Source organism: Flavobacterium sp. RSB2_4_14 (assembly GCF_051547085.1).
Lineage (GTDB): Bacteria > Bacteroidota > Bacteroidia > Flavobacteriales > Flavobacteriaceae > Flavobacterium.
Window position 1 is genome coordinate 1 of record NZ_JBPTTL010000014.1, and the last position, 6518, is coordinate 6518.

General features: G+C 39.2%; 2 protein-coding genes. Both read left to right on the forward strand.

Annotated features, from left to right (window positions below):
• Window positions 1-352, forward strand: a 352-nt coding sequence (locus ACSVH2_RS14005) for a T9SS type A sorting domain-containing protein (RefSeq protein ID WP_438093806.1), incomplete at its 5' end; no start/stop codon positions are given.
• Window positions 353-1172: 820 nt separating this feature from the next.
• Window positions 1173-6518 (forward strand): beta strand repeat-containing protein (locus ACSVH2_RS14010; RefSeq protein WP_438093807.1); only part of this gene is annotated, 5346 nt, incomplete at its 3' end.

Genomic DNA, 6518 nt, shown 5'->3' on the forward strand with positions numbered 1-6518 from the left:
TATATACAACGTATCGATAGAGTTGACTTCTTATGGAGTAGGACCTATAGGTAAAGATTGTACGATCAAAGCACCAGCGGCATCACAAGCTAAACCAGTTGCTTTATCGTTTAGTGCTATGGCGTTGCCAAATCCATTTGCGAATAATTTCATGATTAGTGTTACGACCACGGCTAAGGAAAGCATCAACATCACGGTGTATGATATGGTAGGACGACTTATTGAGCAACAAGAGGTTAGTGCTAAGACATTGGAGAGTTTACCATTAGGGGAACGTTATCCAAGTGGGGTGTATAACATTGTGGTGACACAAGGCGAGGATGTGAAAACGCTTCGTGTAGTGAAACGATAGGTTGAGTAGGAGGTACGAGGTACGAAATATGAGGTTTGAAGTATTAAGACTGAAGTATTAAGACTGAAGTATTAAGTATTAAGACTAGAGTATTACCTATTGAGACTACAATTGAAGTTTCCGTTTTGACGGGAATGATATAAGATAGAAATCCCTGTTTCGTTTGAGGACGAGACGGGGATTTTTTTGTTAAACCGCAAAGCACGCGAAGTTTTTTTTGCTACGAAGGGACTAGGTTGCGAAGGTTTTAAACCATTACCGGATTAAGATGTAGTAAGAAGTTTTTTTTTGGAACACAGATTGGAGAAATTAGAGAAATTTTTATAAGGTTCACTAAGTGACACAATATTTTTTTTAACCACGAAGGACATGAAGTTTCTAACGCAAAGTATGCAAAGAGAAGTTGTCGGTTGTTGGTTCCTATTTAGTGGTCAAATAATTTTCTTTTCCCCGGCCCTAAAGGGTGGAAAATTATTTTGGGGTTATCGGTTTTAGGTTATCGTTTATGGGGTTAATTGGTTAAATAATTTTCTTTTCCCCGGCCCTAAAGGGTGAAAAATTATTTTGGGGTTATCTGTTATTGATTTTTGGTTATCATTTTTAACTGTTTATTCTTTATACGCTATTTCTTGTATTTTAAATTTTTTACTTTTCCAACTAATCCTACTTGTTATTTCTTGTGCAGTGTTTTAGCATCGATGAACTACATAAAAAACCGATTAAATAACTATTGACAATTGGTTAACAATTACTTAATGTTTTTTTATGTATTAACTTTAATAATTATGTAGTTTTGTTTCCGTTTTAAAAATATATCAATATGAAAAATACTTTACTTTTTAGAAAATCTTTTCTGTTTTTGAGTTTTACTTTGTTGATTTTGCTGAATACTCAGGTGAGTTGGGGGCAGTTTAGCATTACTGGTACTGGTTCAGGGAATACTTATACTCAGAATTTTGATTCTTTTGCGGGAACATCAGTCTCAGTACCTTCAAATTGGGCTTGGACTTATAGCGATTATACTCCTGGCGGTTTTTATAACAGGAATGTTGCTTACTCTAATAGTAACTCAACTTTTGGATTAAGAGACAATTCAAGCTCAACTGATATCGCTTTTGGATCTAAACAGGATGGTGCAGCTTATACATTGACATTTTCTGTGGTTAATAATACAGGTGCTATTATAAATGGATTTGAGTTAACTTGGAATATTGAACAATATTCACAATGTTCTAACGCAACACCAGTTGCTTTTGCATATAGGTTAAATGCTGGAGCTTATGGTTTAACAAGTGCGACTGGAACAGGTACAACAGCATTTAACGCATCAATTGGCACTTGTGCTAATTTAGCATCGATAGCAGTAACTTCAAAAGGATTGTCAATTACCGGTTTAAGTTTAGCGGTTGGAGGAACTGCTAATTTTAGATTTACAATTGGTAATACTACTGCTAACAATGCTCATGTTGGAATTGATGATTTCACCATGTATGCGACAGCAGTTCCACCTTGTACCCCTCAAACCATAAACCCAATTACCGCATCGGTTACCAAAAGTTTTGGTGAATCACATAGTATTGCTACTACTGCTACTTCGGGATTGGCTGTAGCGTATAGTTCAAGTAACAATAGTGTTGCTTCTGTTGACCCAATTACTGGTATAGTTACTATTGTAGGTGTAGGTGGTCCAATTACTTTAACTGCTTCTCAAGCTGGTAATGGCACTACAGTTTGTGCGGCTACTTCTGTTACCCAATCGTTTACTGTAACCAAAGCTACACCAACTATTAGTGTTGCACCTTCAGCTTCGGGGATTACCTATGGACAAACTTTAGCCTCTTCTACTTTAACAGGAGGGACCGCTAGTACAACCGGAACTTTTGCCTTTACATCACCAAGTACAGTTCCTAATGCAGGTACTGCTAATCAAGGAATTACTTTTACACCTGATGATGCTTCTTTTTACAATACTGCAACTGATGTTGCTAGTGTTTTTGTAGACACCAAAGCTCTTTCGATAACCGCAAACAATGTTAGTAAAGCCAATGGCGATACCTTATCAGGTGGCGCGGGTTCTACTGCATTTACCAGTAGTGGTTTAGTATCACCTCAAACTATTGGCTCCGTTACCATTACTTATGGTACGGGTGCAGCAGCTGGTGATCCTGATGGTACTTATGCAGGTCAAGTTTTTCCTTCGAATGCTACTGGAGGAGATTTTAATCCATCAAATTATCTTATTACTTATATCCCTGGAGATATTACGGTTACTTCTACACCCACTCTTACTCCCGCAACAACTACACTAACTGCTTTTACTACTACTTATGGTACTGCTTCTACAGCACAATCGGTAGTTTTCGCAGCTACTTCACTACCAGGTACTATTACCACTTCTACTGCTCCAACAGGATATGAAGTATCTAGTGATGGTATTACTTATGGCAGTACGGCTACTTTATCTTCAACAGGAGGTACTTTGTATGTGCGTTTAAGTGCTACGGCTACTGTTTTAGGATCCTATAATTCACAGGTGATAACATTAACTAGTGGAGCAACTTCTGCAACCATTACCACTGCAGCTTCAGGAAATACTGTCAGCAAAGCAACTCCGACAATTAGTGTGGCTCCAACGGCTTCGAATATTACTTATGGAGAAACTTTGGCTTTATCTACTTTAACAGGAGGAACGGCTAGTGTAGTCGGTACTTTTGCGTTTACAAATTTAGCAACAGCTCCTAATGCAGGAACTGCTAATCAAGGGGTAACTTTTACACCAACAGATACGGATAATTATAACACAGCTACTACTACAACTAGTGTAACAGTAGATAAAGCTCTAACCACTATTAGTGAAGCGCCAACAGCTTCTTCTATCACTTACGGGCAAACTTTAGCTTCTTCTATCTTAACGGGAGGTACCGCTAGTGTTCCCGGAAGTTTTGCGTTTACTACACCAAGTACAGCACCCAATGTTGGAACTGCTAATCAGGGAATTACTTTTACTCCAACAGATTTTAACAATTATAACACAGCTACTACTACGACAAGTGTAACAGTAGATAAAGCTAATCAAACGATAGCAGCTATAGCACCAGCCACAATTATAAAGGCAATAGGCGATGCTCCTTATAGTGCTGCTACCACAGCTTCTTCTGGTTTAACCGTTACTTATAGTCTTGTTAGCGTACCTTCATCTGGTGTTGCTACCATAGCTTCAGATGGAACAGTAACCATACTAGGCATAGGTACTGCTACAATTACTGCTTCGCAAGCGGGAGATGGAAATTATAATGCTGCTACTTCGGTTACTCAAGCTTTGACCGTTGGTTATCCTGTTTTGGCGGGATGGGATTTTAATTCAGTTCTCAATGCGGGTGTTGCGACATTTGCGGCTACAACTTTTAATACAAATTTAGTGAGTACTTCATCGGCAAGTAATATTACTCGTGGACCTGGTGCTGCTCTAAGTTCTGGAGCTAGTTCATTTAGAACAGTAGGATTTCAAAACAATGGAATCTCTACTGCTAATACTGACTTTTTCCAAACAACTTTAACGGCTACAAACGGAAATATATTAAGTTTGGCCACAATCACTGCTAATCTTGTGGGCACATCTACATTTGCTGCATCACCAGGTGTAAGCTCACAATTTGCCTATAGTTTGAATGGTACTACTTTTACACTGATTGGTTCTCCAATTGTAACCATTGGTACACCAGCTTCTTTATCCATAGACGTTTCAGGAATTTCAGCTTTACAAAATGTACCTGCTGGCACAACAGTAACATTCCGTTATTATGCGAGTGGTCAAACAACAACAGGAGGTTGGGGATTTAATTCTCCTACAGCAGGTACAAACGGACTTGCTTATACTGGTTTTTTTACCAAAACACCACCAACCGTTACTACCAACGCAGCTACGGTTACATCATCCACAGCAGCTACCTTAAATGGTACTGTTAATGCTAATGGAAATGCTACCACAGTTAGTTTTGATTATGGGACTTTAGCTACAGCTACAACTCCGGCGTCAGGTGCGGTTACAGGCACTTCAAACACGGCTACTTCGGTTACTGTTGCAGGATTATCTCCTAATACGCAATATACTTACAAAGCAATAGCTTCTGGTGGTTTAGGCGGTACCGTGAATGGCTCAGATGTTTCTTTTTATACTTTTGCTAATGCGCCTTTGGCTCCAACTTTATCAAATGCTACTGAAACTACTATTGATGTGGCTATAGGTAGCGGTGATGGTAATCCGATAGGTACTTTATATTCTATTCAGCTTAATGGTGGTAGTTATATTCAAGTAGGTGGTGCTACTTTAGGTACTGCAGTTTGGCAAACCGCTGCGGCATGGGCTTCGACTACGGTTTCTAATTTGAGCTGTGGTGCCAATCAAACTTTTACTGTTCATGCCAAAAATGGTGCTGATGTAGTTACCATTGGTACTTCTGCTAGTTTATCCACAACAGCTTGTACTAATCCAAGTTTACAAGCTGGTGTTTTACCATCTTTTAATGGGGTATGTATTTCTAGTAACTTGATCAATAATTTTTCTTTAGTTGGTTCAAACTTGACTGGTAATGTTACCGTAAATGCTTTGTCAGGATTTTATTTTTCTACTGATAATGGTAATTTTTTCCCTTCCTTGACTTTGGTTCCAAATTCTGGAGCTATTTCACAGACTATTTATGTACAGTTTTTACCTACTCTGGTTCAATCTTATGACGGAAACATCCTTATCAGTGGTGGAGGTGCGACTTCTATAAATGTTGCGGCATCGGGTAGTGGTATTAATACGGCTCCATCGGTAGTAACAGGAAACTCTAGTGCCGTAACACAAGTTGGTGCAACGGTAGCAGGGACTATTTCTGTTTTCGGTTGTTCCAATCTAAGTGCTTATGGTATTGAATTTAGTACTACTAATGGTTTTGCTGATGGCACTGGAACCCAACTTGCTACTACTAATTTATCGGGTGTTTCGTTTTCTGCTGCATTAACTGGGTTAAGTCCTAATACTGTTTATTACTACAAAGCGTATGCTACTAATGGAGGCGGAACAGCTTATGGCACACAAGGTACTTTTACTACTTTAGGTCTTGAAGCTCCACTGGCTACAGCGGCTACTGCTATTACCGCTACTAGTTTTACGGCTAATTGGGGAACAGTTCTTGGCGCTGACAATTATAGATTGGACGTGAGTACTTTTCCAACTTTTGGTATCTCATCATCTAATCCAAATATTACTATTCTAACTAATTCAGGTACAATAGGTGCTTCCAATTGGATAGAAACTGATATCACTCAGCAAGGTGGAACTTCTCCATATCTTGGGTTTTTGTCACCAACTTCTACTTCTGTTTCTCCAGCTCTTAATTTATCTAATTTCTCGAATATTAGTTTAACTTTTAAAGCAAGAACATTTGGAGGCCCTTCTGCCGCTCAAGCTGCTATTACTGTTTCAGTTTCGACTGATGGGGTGAATTGGACTCCGCTAGGGGTGAGTACTCCAATATCAACTTCATTAACAAATCCTTCTAATACTTTTACATATAGCTTAAATAGCTCAACCGTAAGAGTGCGTTTTCAAACGTTAAGTGCTACTGGTTCTGCTGGAGTTGGTATTGATGATATAATTGTTAAGGGAGATGAAACTATTTTTACTCCTTCTTTCATTGTTGAAAATTTACAAGTTGCTAGTTCACCTTCACCAGTAACTGGGTTGACGGCTAGTACTGCTTATTATTATAGAGTTAGAGCTACAAGTACCAACAGTACTTCTGCTAATTCTAATTCCATTACGGTTACTACCTGTGCTAATGCTCCCGTAATTACCGGCAGCTATTGTTCGGGCACTACTACTGTTAGTGGTTCGAGTTCAGAAGCTAACGGAACCACTATTAGAGTATATAGTGGGTCCACCCTAATTGGTACCACTACTGTTGCTAATGGTACTTGGTCGGCTACCGTTATAGCTTTAGCTCCGAATGCTGTTTTGACTGCTACGGCTCAAGTGGGGTCGAATTGTGAGAGTGTAGCTTCGGCAAGTCTAATCGTTACACCGAGCGCTACCCCAACAGTCACTTTAACTAGCAGCGATGGTGACAATACCTTTGCTTATGGCACACCAGTAACGTTTACAGCTACTGAAGCGAATATA